Below are 19,536 nucleotides of genomic sequence, written 5' to 3' on the forward strand. Positions count from 1 at the left end.
ATATTTATTAGCTAAATGTAGAAAATAGAGAAAGTTAGATAAAATAGGCTAACTTTTATTGTTATACAAGTAATACGCTTATCGTATTGAAAAGTGTCACCTTAATGTCAAAACGTAAATTTTAATAAAAATAGTGGGTAAAGAGTTATTTTATTCAATACTATTCAATATATAAGTATAAATTGAATAGTATTGAATAAATCAAGATATTAATAATAGATCAATTAAGTTAACTAGGCATAAGGATCGATATGTTTACTGGAATTATACAAGGCGTAGCACAAGTCATTAATATTGATAAAAAAGAGAATTTTCAAACGCATATCATTCGATTGCCAAATGAACTCATACAAGGATTAACACTAGGGGCGTCTGTAGCCCATAATGGTTGTTGTTTAACGGTAACTCATATTGAACAACAATTAGTTTCTTTTGATTTAATGCAAGAAACGTTGAATGTGACTAATTTAGGCCTGCTCAATGTTGGGGATTATGTCAATGTCGAACGGGCTGCTAAATTTGGTGATGAGATTGGCGGTCATGCAATGTCAGGCCATATTATGGCGACTGCTATTGTTTCGGCGGTGAATATTTCTGAGAATAATCATCAAGTGTGGTTTTCTGTGCCAACCCATTTGATGAAATATATTTTTGCGAAAGGTTACATTGGTATTGATGGTATCAGCTTAACGATTGGTGAAGTGAAAGACTGTTGCTTTAATGTCAATTTAATTCCTGAAACACTACAACGCACGAACCTTGAAAGTCGCATGATAAATGATGTTATTAATATTGAAATTGATCCACAAACACAAGCGATTGTTGATACTGTTGAGCGAGTAATGGCAACTAAATAATAATATTAAAAGATTTGTTCGTCATCAGCATCAACAAAGAGATTAATTGTCTTATGTAGTTCATCAACTTCCATGGTTAAATGAATCGGATGACAGCAAATAGAACAGTCATCATAGAACTCTTGACTGCCAGCACTCGCATCAAGAGGGATTTTTATAATGTGACCACAATGTGGACAACTGACATTTTGATTTGAATATTTGTGCATAACAGATCCTTAATACAGATATTAACGGTATCGTTTGATTTATTGTGCCGTATATTATTATTGATCCTAGTTGTTCGTTATCTATTTTGCGAATTTTGGTGAGAAGGACACCAACACGGAGTGGTGTTGGTGTCAGATAAATAAATATACAATCGTTGTTACTATTCCAACATCAACTTAGCAATAATATGCTGCGCTTGGCCCATATATTCACCACCAAATAGATTACAATGGTTAAGTATATGATAAAGATTATACAGATCTTTGCGGTCTTGATATCCGTCATCTAAAGGATAGATTGACTGATAGCCGTCATAGAAACTAGCAGGAAACCCTCCAAATAATTCTGTCATTGCGATATCACATTCACGATCACCCCAATAGGTGGCAGGATCAAAAATGATAGGCCCGGATACTGTTAATGCGGTATTACCATGCCATAAGTCACCATGGAGCAATGAAGGTTTAGGCTGGTGATTGCTTAACCTTTGCGCGACATTAGCTGTTATTGTGTCAATGTCACCGAAATGAAGTCCTTTTTCTTCACAAAGTTGCAATTGCCATTCAATACGCTGCTCTGCAAAAAATTTATCCCAGCGCCGACGCCATTTATTAGGTTGGGGTGTTAAACCAATATAGTTATCAAAATCAAATCCGTACTCAACTTGTTCACCCCATAAATGAAGTTGTGCCAATTGTTGACCAAGTTTATAACCCGCATCGTCATCAATCGTTTTGGTGGGAAGATAATTTAAAATTAGGAAGGATTTGTCACGGCAAGTACCAAGATGAAAGTGTTGAGGAACCTGAACACAATCAGCTTCATTAAGAATACGTAAACTCTCAGCTTCGGTTTCAAAAACAGTGAGTTGATCTTTATCATTAAGCTTAATAAAAAAACGTTGTTCGCCATCGCCAACACAATAACATTGGTTTACATCACCGCCTTGAATAGCTTCACGTTCACTTATTTTGAACTGTCGACCAAGTACTTCTGACAATTGGTGAGAAATAGCCTGCCACATAGCATCCTCCACGCATTAAATTGGACTAGATAAAACTTGTCTATCAACATCTTAGTCCATTTCATTTAGATATATCTGTGAAGTCGCGGCTATTTTAATGAATAACAAAAGAAAAATATCTATCCTACTGAAAATAAAGAATATATTATTTCTATATTAAAAATAAATTCTTATTTATCTTGCTTGAATATTTCATTTTCTTTGTTATTGTTCGTTTACTTTTAAATATTTACAGTTACTCTATGCCGAAAATTTATTCGGTAATAAAGGACACCATAATGAGCACGATTATAATCCCGACGGAAATGACATTTTTCTCACGTTTTGAAAGTGATATTTTGTCAGGAAAGAAAACCATTACTATTCGTGATGAAGCGGAAAGCTATTATGTACCTGGTACGACGGTTGATGTCTCGACGTATGAAGAGGGACGCTGGTTTTGTCGTTTAAATATTTTAACCGTTGATCCGATTGCATTTAATGATCTTAATGAATTTCACGCTCAGCAAGAAAACATGACAGTAGCTGAATTAAAAGCGGTGATTCACGATATTTATCCGGGTATTGAAAAATTGTATGTAGTGAATTACGCCTTAGTTAAATAGAAACCATAAAAAAATAGGGCGATCCTTTGCAATATCTTGTTACCGTTTGTATAGTGTCCCCCTGTTTTTACCTTAGTATGTAGCTCTGTGTTGCGGCATCAAAGTAAAAACATTTTTATTAATAGAAAGCTTCTCTAAAAGCTTTATTAACTCAACATGTGCTACTTGGTGTGTGGCACCACTGTTTAAGGATATTTAAATGCCAGTTATTACTCTTCCAGACGGTAGTCAACGTCAATTCGACGATGCTGTATCAACTATGGACGTTGCACTTTCAATTGGTCCTGGTCTTGCGAAAGCAACCATTGCAGGACGTGTTGATGGTGTTCGTGTTGACGCTTGTGATCTTATCGAAAATGATGCAAGCCTAGAAATCATTACTGTAAAAGATGATGTTGATGGTCTTGAAATCGTTCGTCACTCATGTGCACACTTGCTAGGTCATGCAATTAAGCAATTGTACCCTGAAGCAAAAATGGCGATCGGTCCTACAATTGACAACGGTTTTTACTACGATATCGATCTAGAGCAATCTTTAACACAAGAAGATCTTGATGTTATTGAAAAGCGTATGCTTGTACTAGCAAAAACTAAATATCAAGTTGTGAAGAAAAACGTAAGCTGGCAAGAAGCGCGTGATGCGTTTGATGCACGTGGCGAAACGTATAAAATTGAAATCCTAGATGAAAACGTTGCACGTGACGATCGTCCTGGTTTATATCATCATGAAGAATACATTGACATGTGTCGTGGTCCTCACGTTCCACACATGGGTTTCTGTCAGAACTTCAAGCTATTAAGCGTTGCTGGTGCATACTGGCGCGGTAATAGTGATAACAAGATGCTGCAACGTATTTACGGTACTGCATTTCACGATAAGAAAGCATTAAAAGCGCATATAACGCGTTTAGAAGAAGCTGCTAAACGTGATCACCGTAAGATTGGTAAGCAACTTGATCTATTCCACATGCAGCAAGAAGCACCTGGTATGGTATTCTGGCATCACAACGGTTGGACTATCTTCCGTGAGCTAGAAGTATTTGTTCGTGAAAAACTGAATGAATATGATTACCAAGAAGTAAAAGGCCCATTAATGATGGACCGTGTGCTTTGGGAACGTTCTGGTCACTGGGATAAGTACGCTGAGGCAATGTTCACAACAAGTTCTGAGAACCGTGAATATGCAATTAAGCCAATGAACTGTCCTGGTCACGTACAGATATTTAACCAAGGTCTTAAGTCATACCGTGATTTACCATTACGTATGGCTGAGTTTGGTGCTTGTCACCGTAATGAGCCTTCAGGTTCACTTCACGGCATTATGCGTGTTCGTGGTTTTACCCAAGATGATGCGCATATTTTTTGTACAGAAGCACAAGTACAACAAGAAGTTACATCTTGCATCGAAATGGTGTATGATACATACAAGACATTTGGTTTTGATAACATTGTTGTTAAATTATCTACCCGTCCTGAAAAACGTGTGGGTTCTGATGCAATGTGGGACAAGGCTGAAGCCGATTTAGTTACCGCGCTTGAATCAATGGACATTCCATTTGACATTCAAGAAGGTGAGGGTGCATTCTACGGTCCTAAGATCGAGTTTACACTTCACGATTGTCTTGATCGCGCATGGCAGTGTGGTACAGTTCAGCTTGACTTCGCATTACCTGAGCGTTTAGGCGCTACATATGTAGGTGAAGACAACGAACGCCATACACCGGTTATGATTCACCGTGCAATTCTTGGTTCACTAGAGCGCTTCATCGGTATTCTTATCGAAGATTATGCAGGCTTCTTCCCAACATGGTTGGCGCCTCAACAAGCTGTAGTGATGAATATTACTGACTCTCAAGCAGAATATGTGCAAGAAATTGTAGAAAAATTGAAAAAAAGTGGAATTAGAGTCAATGCGGACTTGAGAAATGAGAAGATTGGCTTTAAAATCCGCGAACATACTTTGAAGCGAGTGCCTTTCATGCTCGTTTGTGGTGACAAAGAAGTCGAAGCAGGCGTAGTAGCAGTTCGTACTCGCAAGGGTAAAGATTTGGGTAAATTTAAGATTGATGAACTGATTGCATTTATGCAAGAAGAGATCAGCGATCGTAAGCTCAATGTTGTGGAGGAATAAGGTATTAAAGGCGGAAAAAGAACCCAGGCACCAGTTAAGCAAAACGCGCATCGTCTGAATGATGAAATTCGTGGCGTACGTGAAGTTCGTCTAACTGGCCTTGACGGCGAATCAGTCGGTGTTGTTTCTATTGAAGAAGCAATTAATGTTGCTCTTGATGCTGGTGTGGATCTAGTTGAAATTAGCCCTAATGCCGAGCCACCAGTCTGTCGCGTGATGGACTATGGTAAGTACTTGTTCGAAAAGAGCAAGGCTGCTAAAGAGCAAAAGAAAAATCAAAAACAAATCCAGATCAAGGAAGTTAAATTCCGACCTGGTACAGACGAAGGCGATTATCAGGTAAAACTACGCAACCTGACTCGCTTTTTAGAAGAGGGCAACAAGGGTAAAGTCACACTACGTTTCCGTGGTCGTGAAATGGCCCACCAAGGCATTGGTATTGAGCTTCTTAATCGTATTAAGGCTGAACTTGAAGAGATTGCTATCTGTGAAAGTTTCCCTAATCGAGTAGAAGGTCGTCAAATGACCATGATGCTTGCCCCAAAAAAGAAGTAATAACGGCATTCAAGTAGCTAAAAAGTGTTGCTTTTAGTAGCACTTTTTGTTCGCCCTATTACTATGATTATTAACTATCAACAATGCGGAGTTATCATCTCATGCCAAAGATGAAAACAAATCGTGGCGCAGCTAAGCGCTTCAAAAAAACAGCTGGTGGCTTTAAATTTAAGCACGCTACTAAGCGTCACATCCTGACTAAACGTACTACTAAGAACAAACGTCAGCTTCGTCCAAATGCAATCCTTCCTCGTTGTGAAGTGGCTGCAGTTGCTCGTATGCTTCCGTTCGCTTAATCGTTTGATCGTTTAATCGTTTTTAGTTTTATATTTTTTAATTTTAGTTAGGAGTCTCCTATGCCTCGCGTAAAACGTGGTGTACAAGCGCGTGCACGTCACAAGAAAGTTCTTAAACAAGCTAAAGGTTATTACGGAGCACGTTCACGTGTTTACCGTGTAGCTTTCCAGGCTGTTACTAAAGCTGGTCAATATGCTTACCGTGACCGTCGTCAGAAGAAACGTACTTTCCGTCAACTTTGGATTGCTCGTATCAATGCTGCGGCACGTCAAAATGGTATGTCTTACAGCCGTCTAATCAACGGTCTTAAGAAAGCGTCTATCGAAATCGATCGTAAGATCCTTTCTGATATCGCTGTATTTGACAAAGCTACTTTCACTGTTCTTGTGGAAAAGGCAAAAGCTGCACTGTAATTTATCAGTCTAGTTTATATTGAAAGGAGAGCCTCGGCTCTCCTTTTTTCGTTTATGGTCGTTATGTTTTTTCTAAAGTTTTTTTAACATCCAGATATCACAACCTCCATGTTGAGTCCCTGTTAATGGTTTTTCTAGGTGGGTAAATCCCAATCTTTCATATAAAGATACCGCAGAATGCATGCTAGCAAGGGTATCGAGATAACATTCTTCAAAGCCTTTGTCTTTGGCATGCTCTAAACATTGCAGTGAGAGTTTTTTTCCTAGTCCTAGCTGACGCCCATCAGGTAGCAGAAACAGTTTTTTTAATTCACACGTTGTTTTACTGTTATTGAAAGGGGCAATACCACATCCACCAACAAGCTTTCCATCGACTAACGCGATTAAATATAAACTACTGACACCATCGTGATAAAAACGGCTCATATTTAAAACTTCAGCATCTGATGGACCAAATCCTTCACCTACCGCTCCAAACTCCGCGCCGACTTGTTTGATTATTTTGCAGAGTTCTATATCAAAATTGGCAGTTATAGGTATTACTTTAATGTCCATGGTTTATTATTCCTGTAATTTAATTACTTATATGTATTTTTATTGATTTGAGTTTAATTTGTGTAATGAATTGTTTTAACATAGTTACATAAATTAGCAGTTGAATATTACGTCTAATTTTCAATATAAATAAATCACAACAAGGATGTTTGGTTAGTATGTGGCTGTGGTATGACTGGGTAAAGGAATTAAAGGCATAAAAAAACCAGTCATTCATACAGTAGAATGACTGGTTTTTAAAATAGAATCGATGGATTAACGATTATGTACGGGCATAACGTTGATTACGCTTTTTATTTGCGGTTGCGAGAGTTTTAAGTAAAAACGCTAGGAAAGTAACAAATAACGTATTGAAACCCATAAAGAACACAAGATTAATAAAATTGAAGCCATCTTCAGGAGCAATTGGCATTGCTGATGCAAGGTTATAGTTACCAAGTAACAGTAGGGCAGTACAAAGAATTGCTGCGATAGTTGATATTTTAGAGAGAGCGGCAAGATCTTGAGTATTCATTATGAAGTCCTAACATTGATTTTGATCATAACTTACACTGAAAAGAGTAATTTTAAAACAAAATTGATAAAAAATATCTGAAATGTAGGTGAGTTGGGTCGCATAACAAACTACATTTTTATATTTAATAATAACGTGGTTTGTTATGGTTTAAAAAAGGGATATTAAATGAAGATGATTATTAGTGTTGAGCTAAAAAAGTCTTCATTTGCTGTTGTGAATGTTTAAGTCCAACTAATAAATAAGCAAGAAATCCAACAAAGATAAAATTGAATCCAACATAGTAAATGAGATGGATATAATCAATGTGCATTTGATTACTTAAGTTGTCTTTCATTTCAACTGGCATACTTAAGAACATCCCATAATTACCGAGGATGACTAGCCCAAAGCAGAGTAGAGATGCAAACGTGCTCATTTTGATTAGGGCTGAAAAAGATTGGGTGTTCATGATAATTATTCCAAAATAAATATAGCTGAAATTTACTTTTTTTGGCTTGGTTTAGAAAGAGAGAAAAATGGAATATAGGAGTGCGAAATTTGTTTTATAGTTTACTGGAAATTACTTTTAGTGTACTGATAAAGCACAATTTCATATTTTAATAGCCAAAGACGTTTTTTTTTCGTCCAAACTTACTGTTTTATTACGATTCAATTTGGATTTAGACGCTGCTTTCTTTAATATGTATCATTATGCGATTTTATATCTCCCTTAAGGACGCCACCTGTGGGTGGATGAGGATACGATGCAACATCTAGACGAGATTATTGCCAACGCAACGGCAGCTATTAAGCAGGCTGATTCATCAGTCGCTTTGGACGAAGTTCGAGTTCAATTTTTAGGTAAGAAGGGTCATTTAACTCTTCAGCTACAAGCCCTAGGTAAATTACCACCAGAAGAACGCCGCACTGCGGGTCAAGAGATCAATAAAGCAAAGCAAGTAGTACAGACATTACTTGTTGAGCGTAAAGACAGTCTACAACGTGCAGAGCTTGAAGCTAAGCTTGCCGCTGAAACTGTTGATGTTTCTTTACCGGGTCGCCGTATTGAAAATGGTGGTCTACATCCAGTGACTCGTACCATTGAGCGTATTGAAAGTTTCTTTGGTGAGCTTGGTTTTACAACTGAAGCGGGTCCTGAAATTGAAGATGCTTTCCACAACTTCGATGCATTGAACATTGCAGAAGATCACCCTGCACGAACTGATCACGATACGTTCTTCTTTAACCCAGATCTAATGCTACGTACGCATACTTCTGGTGTTCAGATCCGTACCATGGAACACGGTCAACCGCCTTTCCGCTTTATTGCGCCTGGTCGTGTTTATCGTAATGATTACGATCAAACTCACACACCAATGTTCCACCAAGTGGAAGGTATGTTAGTTGATGAAAATGTAAACTTTGCCCAGTTGAAAGGTATTCTTCACGATTTCCTTTGTAATTTCTTTGAAGAAGAAGTTGAAGTACGTTTCCGTCCTTCATTCTTCCCATTCACAGAGCCTTCTGCTGAAGTTGACGTTAAAGGTAAGAACGGTAAGTGGTTAGAGGTTTTGGGCTGCGGTATGGTTCACCCTAATGTACTTCGTTCAGTTAACATCGATCCTGAAAAATATTCAGGCTTTGCATTTGGTATGGGCGTTGAACGTCTTACAATGCTTCGTTACGGCGTTAATGATTTACGTGCGTTCTTTGAGAACGACTTACGTTTCCTAAAACAGTTCAAGTAAGCACTAGGGGCTAGAAATCTATGAAATTCTCTGAATCTTGGCTACGCGAGTGGGTTAGTCCTGCAGTAAACAGCGAAGAACTAGCTCACCAAATCACAATGGCTGGTTTGGAAGTTGACGGTATTGAAGCCGTTGCTGGTGAGTTCACAGGCGTTAAAGTCGGTCAGGTTGTTGAGTGTGCACCACACCCAGACGCTGACAAACTACGCGTAACAAAAGTTGATGTTGGTGCTGAAGAGCTACTAGATATCGTTTGTGGCGCGTCAAACTGCCGTCAAGGTATCAAAGTTGCAGTTGCGACTGTTGGTGCTGTTCTTCCTGGTAATTTTAAAATCAAGAAGGCAAAATTACGCGGTCAACCTTCTCACGGTATGCTTTGTTCATTTACTGAACTAGGTATCGATATTGAGTCTGATGGCATCATGGAATTAACGGCAGATGCAGTATTAGGTACTGATTTCCGTGAATTCTTAGGTCTTAACGATGTGACTATCGATGTTGACCTAACCGCTAACCGTGCCGATTGCTTAAGTATTGCTGGTCTTGCACGTGAAGTGGGTGTACTTAATCGCGCTGAAGTGATTGAGCCTCAGTTTGATATCGTGGAGCCAACAGCGGCTGATACAATGTCAATTGACGTTAAAGTACCTGCTGCATGTCCACGTTACCTTGGCCGTATCGTTCGTAATGTTAATGCGCAAGCTGAAACACCATTATGGATGCAAGAAAAACTACGCCGTTGTGGTACTCGTTCAATCGATGCAATCGTAGATATCACTAATTACGTATTGCTTGAAATGGGTCAGCCAATGCACGCTTTCGATCTTGCTAAGATTGATGGTGGCATTATTGTTCGTATGGCAGAGCAGGGCGAAAAGCTTACTCTTCTTGACGGCAATGAAGCAGAATTAAACAGTAACACACTGGTTATTGCTGATAATACCCAAGCGCTTGCAATTGCAGGTATCTTTGGTGGTCAATTCTCTGGTGTTAACGCTGAGACTAAAGATGTATTGCTTGAGTGTGCATTCTTTGCACCAGACGCGATCCGTGGTCGTGCTCGTAGCTATGGTCTACACACAGATTCTTCACACCGCTTTGAGCGTGGTGTTGATGCAACACTACAAATGAAAGCAATGGAGCGTGCAACTGCACTTCTTGTTGAAATTTGTGGTGGTGAAGTTGCGCCAATCGTTGAAGCTGAATCAGAGGCTGATTTACCAAAAGCGGCAACAATTGAACTACGTCGCTCTAAACTTGATCGTCTATTAGGTCATGCTATTGCTTCTGATGTAGTGGTAGAAATCCTAACGCGTCTTGGCTGTGATGTTGAAACAACAGATGCTGGCTGGAAAGCAACCGCACCTGCATGGCGTTTTGACATGGCAATTGAAGAAGATTTAGTGGAAGAAGTGGGTCGTATTTTCGGCTACAACAATATCCCTAATCAATCGCCTGTTGCAGCGCTAAGCATGAACTTACACAAAGAAGCGAATTTACCGCTGAAACGTGTACGTAACTTATTAGTCGATCGTGGTTTTCAAGAAGCAATCACATACAGTTTTGTTGAGCCTGAACAACAAAAACTGATTGTGCCTGATATTGAGCCATTGGTTCTGCCTTTCCCTATCTCTGCAGATATGTCGGCAATGCGTTTAAGCTTATGGACTGGCCTACTAAACACAGTAGTGTTCAACCAGAAGCGCCAACAGCCACGTGTGCGTTTATTTGAAGCTGGCTTACGTTTTGTACCTGAGCAAACTGCTGAAAACGGTATGCGTCAAGATATGATGCTTGCGGGCGTTATTGCTGGCACACGTAGTGATGAGCATTGGGACATTGAAACTAACACTGTTGATTTCTTTGATCTTAAAGGTGATTTAGAAGCGGTTCTTGAGCTAACAGCAAAAGACAGCTACAGCTTTAAAGCGGCTAAGCACCCAGCACTTCATCCTGGTCAAACAGCTGCGATTGTTGTTGATGCTGGTCTTGAAACTGAGCGTCAAGTTGGCTTTATTGGTACGGTTCACCCTGAGCTTGAGCGTAAGTTTGGTCTTAATGGCCGTACTATTGCGTTTGAAGTTGAGTGGGATGCTATTAATAAGCGTGACTTACCTGAAGCGGTAGCATTGTCTAAGTTCCCTGCTAACCGTCGCGATATTGCGGTTGTAGTTAATGATGATGTTGCAGCGAATGATATTATTGCTGCATGTCGTGATAATGGCGGCGAGCTATTAAAAGCAGTTAATCTATTTGATGTTTACACTGGTAAAGGTGTTGACGATGGTCAGAAGAGTCTTGCAATTGCGCTAACATTGCAATCAACTGAGCGTACATTAGAAGAAGCTGATATTGCAGCAGCAGTAGACGGTATTGTTAAGGTATTGGCTGAAAAATTTGATGCATCACTTCGTGATTAAAAAAGCATCATAATTAAATTTAAGTCTTTGTTTTCGAAAAGCAGCCTTTAGAGGCTGCTTTTTTTTGATCTAGATCTAAAAAATAATAACAGCTTGATAAATAGTTATATTTTCTATTTTAGTGTTATTAATTAGAATATTTGACTGTATATCATTGATTTTTTAGTGATTTAATACTGGTTGATGCAAGAGCAAGATCAACTAGATGCATTGATATAGCAATATTTAGCTATCAAAATGGTGTTATTTGACATGAAGTTAACGTAAAAAAGTTGGCGAAAATCAGCGAGTTGGCTTAGACTGAGTCTAGTTAACAGTGAGAGGGATAATATAGTCCCGTAGTTTTTGAAGTTTAAAATTACATCTCTAATTAACATATACCTTATTCACAGTGGCATACTTTTTATTAATAGGTATGAACACTATTTATTCAACATAGTCTTGAGGGAGTTATCTATGGCGCTCACAAAAGCCGATTTGGCTGAGAACCTGTTTGAAAATGTTGGATTAAGCAAACGGGACGCCAAGGATACGGTGGAAGTCTTCTTTGAAGAAGTTAGGAAGGCTCTAGAAAATGGTGAGCAAGTTAAATTATCAGGTTTTGGTAATTTTGATTTGCGAGATAAAAATGAGAGACCTGGAAGAAATCCTAAAACGGGAGAAGATATTCCTATCTCTGCACGTCGTGTCGTTACATTCCGTCCTGGTCAGAAGCTTAAGGCTCGAGTTGAAAGTTTAGAAGTTAATAAATAAATCTTTCACGAGTTTGCTGATCCACACTGAAACCCAAGTAAATGTATTTTTACTTGGGTTTTTTATTATCTTATTTTTATGATTGTGCTGACTTTGCCGCTATATTTTAAAATAGAGACGATATTATTTCTTATAATTAGGATGACATAAGAGTAAATACTGAGGGTTTATTAAAATAATTAACAAGGAGGTTATAATATGACATTAATTGAGCAGATAAAGAGAGGACGTTTTCTTGAGGCCACCTGTGATTTCTCACAACCATTTATAACGGGTGAATGGGTATTAGACTCTGGTTTACATTGCCAGCTTTTATATCGAGGTGTGTTACAAATCACGCCAAGAGAATTATCTGGTGACGCAAAAGATATTATATTGTCTTCAGGGATCCATGGTGATGAGACTTCACCAATAGAATTGATTCAGCAAGTAGCATCAGATATTGTTCTTGGACATATCCAACCCATACATCGTTTATTATTAATTATTGCTCATCCTGAAGCGATTAATTGCCAACAACGATTTATGACTGAAAATATGAATCGGTTGTTCCAAGTGAGAAATTCTGAGCGAAATGATGAATGCTGTATTGCTAATGCATTACAATTGGCAATTAACAGCTTCTATGGTGCCTCTATTGCTATTAAGCCTGAACGGTGGCACCTCGATTTGCATTGTGCTATTCGTCCTTCTCGGCACGATACCTTTGCTATTAGTCCTTATTCTGATAAACCGACCCGCAGTAATAAATTATTTAGCTTTATTCATCATGCAAAATTAAATGCTGTTTTATTGTCTAACACTCCGTCACCCACATTTGCTTGGTATAGTGCTGAATATCATGGTGCACAAACACTCACTGTCGAACTCGGACGTGTGGGTAAAATGGGTCATAACGATTTTACTTTATTAGCGCCATTTAGAGATGCGATGGTGCAATTAATTACGGATGTCGCTTTACCGATTATTTGGACCAGTGAAGTTGAGGTATATCAAGTTAGCCGTACTATTACTAAACAACAGCCTGAATTTTATTTTACCTTTAATGATGATGTTGCCAATTTTACTTTTTTTGCCGAAGGTGATGAATTTGCCGTGGATGGCCGTCAAACGTATAGCGCCAGTGTTGGTGGCGAGGCGGTTGTTTTCCCTAATCGACATGTAATGCTTGGGCAACGAGCAGCGTTAATGGTAAAAAAAGCCAATTTGATCTTTGATGAGCAAGTGCGAGTTTGTGATATTACTAACGCATCATATTGATAACTATCTTTAATGCTTAACTTTTTTCCGTGTTTGTTTGCATTATAATAACGGCAATGTATTGTGTTTGGTTTTACTCTTTGGGTGTAATAAATAGTGATGTTGTTAAATGAATTATTATACCAACAGCAACAACGGTGGCGTACTTGCTTAATCGTCTCATCGTTATTATTGGTTGCTATTTGTGTGTTTGCTGTTGCCGTTGGTGAGATTTGGATTTTACCTTGGGCTCCGAATGGCGCACTTGAACAACAATTATTATTACAATTACGCATACCACGCGTATTAGCAGCCTTAATTGTTGGCGCGGCATTGGCAAGTTCAGGGGCGGTATTACAAGTATTGTTGGGTAATCCATTAGCAGAGCCTGGTGTGTTAGGTATTTCAGGCGGTGCGAGCCTCGCTGTGGTGTTGTTATTGTTTTTTGTTCCTATTACACCGACGCCTTTTATTACCATGATAGCGGCGATGGCTGGCGCGTTATTGTTTACTCTTATTTTAGTCGGATTTTCTCGGCGCCAAAAAGTCTCTATGGCACGATTATTATTAATTGGTGTTGCGCTTGGTATTTTATCGGGGGCAGTGGTGACATGGGCATTTTATTTCAGTGATGATTTAAGTATGCGCCAATTGATGTATTGGTTGATGGGCAGTGTCGGTGGCGTGAGTTGGGAGCAATTATCACTCTTATTTGTAATTTTGCCCGTATTGATTGTGCTTTGTCTGCAAGGTAAATCACTGGATGTGATGATGCTGGGTGATGTGGCGGCGCGTCAATTAGGGGTCGACGTTAGGCGTATTCGATGGTTGTTGATTTTGATGATCTCGCTATTGGTTGGCTGTTCGGTGGCACTCGCTGGGGTGATTGGGTTTGTTGGCTTAGTTGTCCCGCACTTATTACGGTTACAGTTTGGTACTGAAAATCGATATTTATTGCCTCTTTCTGCTATTTGTGGCGGAATATTATTAGTATTAGCTGACACCTTATCGCGGGTTTTATTAGCAGATGCTGACTTGCCTATTGGTGTTGTGACAACGTCATTGGGCGCTCCCGTGTTTATTTGGATGCTTATGCGTTCGCAGTTGGATTAAATAATGGCAATAATGTTTGAAAAAAGTGACCGTTCAACGGCTGAGTTAATATTAACCGCTCAAGATATCGCTTTTGTGCCACGGTTATTACCAATGTCGTTAACCCTTTATTCAGGGCAAATAACGCATGTTATAGGGCCTAATGGCAGCGGTAAAAGCACTGTTTTATCCATTTTATCGGGTTTGTTTGATTATGAAGGACGCATTACATTATTGAATAATGATTTGGTAGATTATGATTTACCGTCATTAGCGCATGTTCGCAGTTATTTATCACAACAAGATAAACCCAGTTTTTCTATTCCTGTGTTTCAATATTTATCACTTGCGGTATCTGCTTTGCACAATGTGGATAGGGTGCAATTTCAAATAGCATTAGATGAGGTTTGTCAGCGGTTAGATATTCAAGATAAGTTATCTCGTAATATTCAACAGTTATCTGGTGGTGAATGGCAGCGGGTACGACTCGCTGCTGCATGTTTACAAGTTTGGCCAACGATTAACCCTCAAGCAAAGCTGTTATTGCTTGATGAACCCGCGGCTGCTTTAGATATCGGCCAAGAAGCCACAATGTATCAATTGGTTCGAAAAATGGCACAGCAGGGTATTGCGGTTGTCATGGTGAATCATGATCTCAATCGAACCTTATGTGAAGCCGATAACGTGATGCTGTTAGATCATGGGCAGTGTGTTGCATTTGGTGGGGTTGAACAGGTTATGACGGTTGAGCGGTTACAAGCGGTGTTTAAAACGGGTATTGATAAAATAGATCACCATGGCATGCCATGTTTGGTGTTCATTGATTAATGAGCCTGTATCGAATCGTTTGATGTTTTTTATGTTATAAGTAATAGCCATTATCGTCTGAATATTAACGATAATGGCTGCTTTTTTGTCATCAAACCCAGAGTAGGATCGCCAGTATTTGCGGTGATAAAATACGCAAACACATAACCAGCGGATAAACGGTAGCATAAGAAAGTGCAGCAGCACCATTACTTGGATGTAGTCCATTTGCAAAGGCTAGTGCTGGTGGATCTGTCATTGACCCCGCTAACATGCCACACATAGAAAGGTAATTCAGCTCACCAAACATACGAGCGATACAGCCAGTAATAACTAAAGGAATGAAGGTAATGAGTGCGCCGTAAGCCATCCAGCTAAAGCCATCACCATTGACTAAAGTATCAACAAAGCCACTGCCTGATTTTAAGCCTACTACTGCTAAAAATAATACAATGCCAATTTCACGTAATGCTAGGTTAGCACTCGGTGGCATAAACCAATATAGTTTGCCAATACTACCAATTCTAGCCAGTATGAGAGCTACGATTAAAGGACCACCGGCAAGACCTAGTTTTAGCGCCGCAGGGAATCCTGGCAGATATAAGGGAATTGAGCCTAATAAGATGCCTAATCCAATGCCAATAAAAACAGGTAACATTTGCACGTGTTGGAGTTTTTGTTCAGCATTTCCCACCATACCGCTGACAGCAGCAATAGCGTCTTTACTACCAACAAGATTAAGAATATCACCAAATTGGAGTGATGTTTGGCTATTAGGCACCAATTCAACACCGGCTCGGTTAAGTCGAGAAATCACCACATCGTATTTTTCTTTTAATTCCAATTCGCGAATTTTTTTGCCTAATACAATTTCATTCGTGACCACTAAACGTTCAACGTGTAAATCAGTACCTTTTGTTGAAAGGGAGATATCGACAATATCGCCAATAACGAGTCGTGCTTTTTCAAGTGCTACTTTTGTACCCACTAAGTGCAAAACATCATTGAGTTCAATTGTGGTTGATTCTTTAGGTATTGAAAGTTGATTACCTCGCTTTAAGCGTGAACAAATAATAGCGCCTTCGGTGATTGCTGGAATTTGAATGAAGGTGAGGCCATTTAAATTAGGGTTACGAACGGCAACATTGAGTGTTTGTAAGCCTTCTTTTTTGTCGCCACTGTTAGAGTTGTAAACTGTTGCTTCTTGATCAATGTTAACTTTGAATATTAATCGTAATAGCCACATTGTAATAAGAATGCCACAAATACCAAAAGGATAAGCGACGGCGTAACCCATACCCGTTATATCTAATAAATCTGCAGATATGCCAAGCTCTGATAAAATTTGTTGTCCAGCACCTAATGCCGGAGTATTTGTGACAGCACCAGAATAGATCCCCAATAAAATAGGGAGTGGTACATCAAAAACAACATAAAGCATGATCGCGACTAAACAGCCTAATAATACGACCAGTGCAGCAAAACCATTGAGCTTTAAACCAGAGCTTCGTAATGATGCAAAAAAGCCTGGCCCGACTTGAATACCAATGGTGTAAACAAATAAAATCAAACCGAATTCTTGAATAAAATGTAAGGTATGTGCATTTAAAGTAACGCCCATTGTTTCGGTATAATGACCAACAATAATTCCGCCAAATAATACGCCACCAATACCTAGACCAACGCCTTTAATGCGCCAGTTTCCCATCCATAAACCGAGTACGGCTACCAGTGATAATATACTGATAGATAAAGCAATATCACTCATAACAAGCATCTCCTTGCTAATGTTAAAAATCCATTTATGTGTACTATAAATACGCGCGTATATTTGTACGACAAATTAGACTTAAATGTTATGCCTTTTTTATGGAAATGGGGTTGAGTTGGAATAATTTACTGCAAATAGAATGATGAGGGTGATGTTTGACTGATATTGATGGAAAGATGATTAAGATTGGGGTAATGCGGTTATAAAAGCTTAATATTGTAAATCCGTTATTGTTGGTGATTTAGTTAGAGATGAAAAAATACCTGTCATTGACAGGTATTTATAGCCGAATATTCAAATAATGATTATTTGTTTTTTAGATAATCAATAGTAGCAGCTAAATCTTGTATGTTTTTATGTGCACTGGTATTTACAAGGTATTTACCATTAATCAGGAATGCTGGCACTGATTCTAGCGCTGCGTTACGGACAATATCTTCTGATTGTTGGAACATCTTAAAGACTTCTTTTTGTTGAACTTCTGTTAGTTCATAAGGGCTCTTTAAGTTGTTATCATGGAATATTTTATCTACTGCGGTTTTACGTTGTTCAACACTCATATCTTTTGGTGAGTCTTGTACAAATGCAAATAATTGCTCAACTAATGCGTGGCTTGGTTTGTTATCTGTTTGTACCATTGCAGCATAGAAAATAAAGGCGGCTTTTTGAGCACTTTCATTAAAAATAACGTGAACTTGTTTAATATTGCTATTGGTTAGCTTCTTTATTTCAGGAAGAATGCTTTCCATTTTACGACAATGGCCACAAGACAGAGAAAAAATCTCAGTAATACCTTTCATTTCTGGCATTGGAGTCGGGATCACTGAATATTGATCACCTTCTTGTGGTGTTTTTGAATCAGAACATCCTGATAATGCAAACACAGTAAAGAGTAGAACAAAAAAAGCTTGATAAATACGTTTCATATTTCAGTACTTTTATTAAAAATAATCTTTCTATTATGTCTATAAATTGCTAAAAATGCATCGATAAAATAATAAAAACCATAAAAAATGTGCTACTTAATCCATTTAAGCATAAATAATAAACGTTTATTAATATTGCTTTGTTATCTCTAATTGAGAACAAATATCTCCGTGTATTACATTATATAATCAGCTATTATTAGCGGCTTTTTTGCCGCATGTGAGTGTTAATCGATGTACATTGGATTTGATTATGGAACCGCGAATTGTTCGGTTGCAGTGATGGAAGACAGTAAGCCTAAACTTTTACCATTAGAGAAAAATAATCAATATATTCCGTCGACCTTATGTGCACCGACACGAGAAGCCGTGTCTGAATATTTGTATCGTTTTATGGGAATTTCACCATCAAACAGTGTTGGTGAGCAGATTTTACGTCGTGCCATGGCTTTTAATCGTGAAGAAGATATAGAGGTTGTTGCGGGTGACCTACAATTTGGTCAGGCTGCGCTTGATCTCTATCTTGATGATCCTGAAGAAGTGTATTACGTCAAATCACCAAAGTCTTTCTTAGGTGCGAATGGTTTACGTGACGGCCAAATTAGTTTTTTTGAAGATCTTGTTTGTGCAATGATGGTGAATATTAAGCGAACGGCAGAGCAACATTTACAGAAAGATATTACCAGTACCGTTATTGGACGTCCGGTAAATTTTCAAGGGATTGGTGGCGAGAGTGCTAACCAACAAGCGGAAGGTATTTTATCACAAGCCGCTAAGCGAGCAGGTTTTAAAAATGTGTGCTTTCAGTTTGAGCCTGTTGCAGCCGGGCTTGAGTATGAATCAACATTAACCACCGATAAAACAGTGCTGGTGGTTGATATTGGTGGTGGTACAACTGACTGTTCATTAATTAAAATGGGACCGAGTTTTCGTAACCTTTCTGATCGAAGTTCAAGTTTATTGGCGCATAGTGGTCAGCGGGTTGGTGGTAACGATCTGGATATTCACTTAGCGTTTAAGCAATTAATGCCACAATTTGGTTTAGGTAGTAAAACGGTTCGTGGTATTGATATGCCGTTTAATCAGTTTTGGAACCCGATTGCGATTAATAATGTTGCAGCCCAAACTGAATTTTATGGTGATGCTAATTTACGAGCATTAGAAAGACTTCGGCATGATGCTGCTGATCCACAATTATTGTCGCGATTAATACATGTTTATCATGAAACCTTAGGGTATCAGATTATTCGCCACGCAGAAGAAGCCAAAATCGCGTTATCTAGTCAAGTACAACACACGGTTAATATGAAGGTAATGCAAGATTTGTTTAAAGTTGATATTTCAGCGCAACAACTGGCAGAAGCAATAGAAACGCCAAAAGAGAAAATGCGAGAGCTTGTTGTTGAAGCAATGGCGCAAAGTAAAATTGTGCCTGATGTTATTTTTATGACGGGTGGAACCGCTCGTTCACCTATTTTACGCCAATGTATTGAACAGCAATTACCTAATATTCCTATTGTAAGTGGCAATTATTTTGGTTCAGTCACTGCAGGTTTAGCGCGTTGGGGAGAACGTTGTTTCGGTTAATGGGTCTGATAATAATAAAAATGCCTGCATTTATAATGCAGGCATTTTTA

At 38.7% G+C, this 19,536-nt stretch carries 20 protein-coding genes; 13 read left to right on the forward strand and 7 right to left on the reverse strand.

The features are described 5' to 3' along the window. Positions 1–251: 251 nt before the first annotated feature. Positions 252–857 carry a riboflavin synthase subunit alpha gene (locus GLP24_RS07270; RefSeq protein WP_101766942.1) on the forward strand — a complete coding sequence of 202 codons (606 nt, stop codon included), beginning with the start codon at positions 252–254 and terminating at the stop codon, positions 855–857. Positions 858–862: 5 nt separating this feature from the next. On the opposite strand, the gene GLP24_RS07275 is transcribed toward GLP24_RS07270, so the two are convergent. Further along, positions 863–1,066 (reverse strand): CPXCG motif-containing cysteine-rich protein, encoded by a 204-nt coding sequence (locus tag GLP24_RS07275; RefSeq protein WP_232577826.1) that lies wholly within the window; start codon positions 1,064–1,066, stop codon positions 863–865. 161 nt (positions 1,067–1,227) lie between these two features. Further along, the gene (locus tag GLP24_RS07280) at positions 1,228–2,091 is read right to left on the reverse strand and encodes a fructosamine kinase family protein (RefSeq protein WP_152652772.1); all 864 of its coding nucleotides are present in this window, start codon (positions 2,089–2,091) and stop codon (positions 1,228–1,230) included. 278 nt (positions 2,092–2,369) lie between these two features. Between GLP24_RS07280 and yqfB the strand changes: the two genes are divergently transcribed. The 5 genes from yqfB (at position 2,370) to rplT (ending at position 6,092) form a co-directional block, all read left to right on the forward strand. Next, positions 2,370–2,696: a N(4)-acetylcytidine aminohydrolase gene (gene yqfB / locus GLP24_RS07285; protein ID WP_194164768.1), complete on the forward strand. Its 327-nt coding sequence runs from the start codon at positions 2,370–2,372 to the stop codon at positions 2,694–2,696. Positions 2,697–2,895: 199 nt separating this feature from the next. Next, positions 2,896–4,827 (forward strand): threonine--tRNA ligase, encoded by a 1,932-nt coding sequence (gene thrS / locus GLP24_RS07290; protein WP_232615782.1) that lies wholly within the window; start codon positions 2,896–2,898, stop codon positions 4,825–4,827. Positions 4,828–4,830: 3 nt separating this feature from the next. After that, entirely contained in the window at positions 4,831–5,382 is a 552-nt protein-coding gene (gene infC, locus GLP24_RS07295) for a translation initiation factor IF-3 (RefSeq protein WP_080173286.1), read from the forward strand. 101 nt (positions 5,383–5,483) lie between these two features. Further along, positions 5,484–5,678 carry a 50S ribosomal protein L35 gene (gene rpmI, locus GLP24_RS07300; RefSeq protein WP_045036149.1) on the forward strand — a complete coding sequence of 65 codons (195 nt, stop codon included), beginning with the start codon at positions 5,484–5,486 and terminating at the stop codon, positions 5,676–5,678. 60 nt (positions 5,679–5,738) lie between these two features. After that, positions 5,739–6,092 carry a 50S ribosomal protein L20 gene (rplT, locus tag GLP24_RS07305; protein WP_036795101.1) on the forward strand — a complete coding sequence of 118 codons (354 nt, stop codon included), beginning with the start codon at positions 5,739–5,741 and terminating at the stop codon, positions 6,090–6,092. 72 nt (positions 6,093–6,164) lie between these two features. Here the strand turns inward: rplT and GLP24_RS07310 are convergent, their stop codons facing one another. From GLP24_RS07310 to GLP24_RS07320, 3 genes are all read right to left on the reverse strand, one after another. Next, positions 6,165–6,647 (reverse strand): GNAT family N-acetyltransferase, encoded by a 483-nt coding sequence (locus GLP24_RS07310; protein WP_232615783.1) that lies wholly within the window; start codon positions 6,645–6,647, stop codon positions 6,165–6,167. Between the two features lie 262 nt (positions 6,648–6,909). Continuing rightward, positions 6,910–7,161: a phenylalanyl-tRNA synthetase subunit alpha gene (locus GLP24_RS07315; protein WP_152652769.1), complete on the reverse strand. Its 252-nt coding sequence runs from the start codon at positions 7,159–7,161 to the stop codon at positions 6,910–6,912. 181 nt (positions 7,162–7,342) lie between these two features. Beyond that, a complete protein-coding gene (locus tag GLP24_RS07320; RefSeq protein ID WP_101766935.1) occupies positions 7,343–7,612 on the reverse strand; it encodes a hypothetical protein in 270 nt (89 codons plus the stop codon). A 295-nt stretch (positions 7,613–7,907) separates the two neighbouring features. On the opposite strand from GLP24_RS07320, the gene pheS reads away from it, so the two are divergent. The 6 genes from pheS (at position 7,908) to btuD (ending at position 15,223) form a co-directional block, all read left to right on the forward strand. Further along, positions 7,908–8,891 (forward strand): phenylalanine--tRNA ligase subunit alpha, encoded by a 984-nt coding sequence (gene pheS / locus GLP24_RS07325; RefSeq protein ID WP_101766934.1) that lies wholly within the window; start codon positions 7,908–7,910, stop codon positions 8,889–8,891. A gap of 20 nt (positions 8,892–8,911) precedes the next feature. Then, positions 8,912–11,311, forward strand: coding sequence for a phenylalanine--tRNA ligase subunit beta (gene pheT / locus GLP24_RS07330; protein ID WP_232579392.1), 2,400 nt, complete (start codon positions 8,912–8,914; stop codon positions 11,309–11,311). A gap of 456 nt (positions 11,312–11,767) precedes the next feature. Beyond that, complete coding sequence (ihfA, locus tag GLP24_RS07335) at positions 11,768–12,064, forward strand: integration host factor subunit alpha (protein WP_036795089.1); 297 nt, start codon at positions 11,768–11,770, stop codon at positions 12,062–12,064. A 198-nt stretch (positions 12,065–12,262) separates the two neighbouring features. Continuing rightward, positions 12,263–13,324 carry a succinylglutamate desuccinylase gene (locus GLP24_RS07340; RefSeq protein ID WP_232603582.1) on the forward strand — a complete coding sequence of 354 codons (1,062 nt, stop codon included), beginning with the start codon at positions 12,263–12,265 and terminating at the stop codon, positions 13,322–13,324. 99 nt (positions 13,325–13,423) lie between these two features. Then, positions 13,424–14,416, forward strand: coding sequence for a vitamin B12 ABC transporter permease BtuC (gene btuC, locus GLP24_RS07345; protein WP_232615811.1), 993 nt, complete (start codon positions 13,424–13,426; stop codon positions 14,414–14,416). Between the two features lie 12 nt (positions 14,417–14,428). After that, positions 14,429–15,223, forward strand: a complete 795-nt coding sequence (gene btuD, locus GLP24_RS07350) for a vitamin B12 ABC transporter ATP-binding protein BtuD (RefSeq protein ID WP_232615812.1) — start codon at positions 14,429–14,431, stop codon at positions 15,221–15,223. 91 nt (positions 15,224–15,314) lie between these two features. Here the strand turns inward: btuD and GLP24_RS07355 are convergent, their stop codons facing one another. Further along, positions 15,315–16,970 (reverse strand): putative transporter, encoded by a 1,656-nt coding sequence (locus tag GLP24_RS07355; RefSeq protein WP_232615784.1) that lies wholly within the window; start codon positions 16,968–16,970, stop codon positions 15,315–15,317. A 308-nt stretch (positions 16,971–17,278) separates the two neighbouring features. Beyond that, positions 17,279–17,899, reverse strand: coding sequence for a thiol:disulfide interchange protein DsbA/DsbL (locus tag GLP24_RS07360; protein ID WP_101766929.1), 621 nt, complete (start codon positions 17,897–17,899; stop codon positions 17,279–17,281). A 234-nt stretch (positions 17,900–18,133) separates the two neighbouring features. Between GLP24_RS07360 and yegD the strand changes: the two genes are divergently transcribed. Beyond that, positions 18,134–19,486, forward strand: coding sequence for a molecular chaperone (gene yegD / locus GLP24_RS07365; protein WP_232615785.1), 1,353 nt, complete (start codon positions 18,134–18,136; stop codon positions 19,484–19,486). Positions 19,487–19,536 lie beyond the last annotated feature (50 nt).

This window comes from Photobacterium carnosum, assembly GCF_021236965.1.
Taxonomy (GTDB): domain Bacteria; phylum Pseudomonadota; class Gammaproteobacteria; order Enterobacterales; family Vibrionaceae; genus Photobacterium; species Photobacterium carnosum.

Bases quoted from the DNA above. Each gene is read 5' to 3' on its own strand.
- pheT (WP_232579392.1), top strand. From the start codon at position 8,912: ATGAAATTCTCTGAATCTTGGCTACGCGAGTGGGTTAGTCCTGCAGTA.
- GLP24_RS07315 (WP_152652769.1), bottom strand. From the start codon at position 7,161: ATGAATACTCAAGATCTTGCCGCTCTCTCTAAAATATCAACTATCGCA.
- thrS (WP_232615782.1), top strand. From the start codon at position 2,896: ATGCCAGTTATTACTCTTCCAGACGGTAGTCAACGTCAATTCGACGAT.
- GLP24_RS07340 (WP_232603582.1), top strand. From the start codon at position 12,263: ATGACATTAATTGAGCAGATAAAGAGAGGACGTTTTCTTGAGGCCACC.
- GLP24_RS07280 (WP_152652772.1), bottom strand. From the start codon at position 2,091: ATGTGGCAGGCTATTTCTCACCAATTGTCAGAAGTACTTGGTCGACAG.
- GLP24_RS07310 (WP_232615783.1), bottom strand. From the start codon at position 6,647: ATGGACATTAAAGTAATACCTATAACTGCCAATTTTGATATAGAACTC.
- GLP24_RS07360 (WP_101766929.1), bottom strand. From the start codon at position 17,899: ATGAAACGTATTTATCAAGCTTTTTTTGTTCTACTCTTTACTGTGTTT.
- rpmI (WP_045036149.1), top strand. From the start codon at position 5,484: ATGCCAAAGATGAAAACAAATCGTGGCGCAGCTAAGCGCTTCAAAAAA.
- rplT (WP_036795101.1), top strand. From the start codon at position 5,739: ATGCCTCGCGTAAAACGTGGTGTACAAGCGCGTGCACGTCACAAGAAA.
- btuD (WP_232615812.1), top strand. From the start codon at position 14,429: ATGTTTGAAAAAAGTGACCGTTCAACGGCTGAGTTAATATTAACCGCT.
- pheS (WP_101766934.1), top strand. From the start codon at position 7,908: ATGCAACATCTAGACGAGATTATTGCCAACGCAACGGCAGCTATTAAG.
- GLP24_RS07270 (WP_101766942.1), top strand. From the start codon at position 252: ATGTTTACTGGAATTATACAAGGCGTAGCACAAGTCATTAATATTGAT.
- GLP24_RS07320 (WP_101766935.1), bottom strand. From the start codon at position 7,612: ATGAACACCCAATCTTTTTCAGCCCTAATCAAAATGAGCACGTTTGCA.
- yqfB (WP_194164768.1), top strand. From the start codon at position 2,370: ATGAGCACGATTATAATCCCGACGGAAATGACATTTTTCTCACGTTTT.
- yegD (WP_232615785.1), top strand. From the start codon at position 18,134: ATGTACATTGGATTTGATTATGGAACCGCGAATTGTTCGGTTGCAGTG.
- btuC (WP_232615811.1), top strand. From the start codon at position 13,424: ATGTTGTTAAATGAATTATTATACCAACAGCAACAACGGTGGCGTACT.
- GLP24_RS07275 (WP_232577826.1), bottom strand. From the start codon at position 1,066: ATGCACAAATATTCAAATCAAAATGTCAGTTGTCCACATTGTGGTCAC.
- ihfA (WP_036795089.1), top strand. From the start codon at position 11,768: ATGGCGCTCACAAAAGCCGATTTGGCTGAGAACCTGTTTGAAAATGTT.
- GLP24_RS07355 (WP_232615784.1), bottom strand. From the start codon at position 16,970: ATGAGTGATATTGCTTTATCTATCAGTATATTATCACTGGTAGCCGTA.